The 599-nt window shown below is 70.1% G+C and carries 1 protein-coding gene; it reads right to left on the bottom strand.

Annotation, left to right across the window (positions count from 1 at the left end; all coding sequences use genetic code 11):
* Positions 1-599 (bottom strand): glycoside hydrolase family 3 N-terminal domain-containing protein (locus KZA10_RS17110; protein WP_306300839.1); only part of this gene is annotated, 599 nt, incomplete at both ends.

A 599-nucleotide genomic window follows, 5' to 3' on the forward strand; every position in this document is an offset into this window, starting at 1 on the left:
CCGGCCAGCGGCCTCCTCGACGCGCGAGCGGGAGAGCGAACCGTCACGCAGCGCAGCGATGATGCCGTCTCTGGCCGCACGGAAGTCCTGCTCATCCTGATCGGGAAGAGCGGCATCACCGGGGTTGGTGGGGTTCCCGATGCAGAGGAGGTCTGCTCCGGCGGCGAGTGCCAGGGCTGCTCCCCCACCGAGTCCCACCGTCTCTCGGATCGCGGCCATGTCGAGCGCGTCGGTGATGATGACGCCGTCGTAGCCCCAGTCGCGCAGCATGCCGAGCACCCGCGGGTTGAGCGTCGCGGGCTGCTCCCCCCACGCCGGGACCACGATGTGCGCGGTCATGACGGCGTCAACTCCGGCGTCGATCGCCGCACGGAAGGGCTCCAGGTGCACCCGCTCGAACTCCTCGAGATCGAGCGTGATCTCGGGGAGCGAGTGATGCGAATCCATGTGGGTGTCGCCGTGGCCGGGGAAGTGCTTGACGCAGGCGGCGACCGCCCCGTCCTGGATGCCGTCGATCGTCGCGACCACGTGCCGGGAGACCAGCGCCTCGTCATCGCCGAACGCCCGCACGCCGATCACCGGGTTGCGGGGGTCGGTGT

It is taken from the genome of Microbacterium sp. BF1 (assembly GCF_019279095.1).
GTDB lineage: Bacteria > Actinomycetota > Actinomycetes > Actinomycetales > Microbacteriaceae > Microbacterium > Microbacterium maritypicum.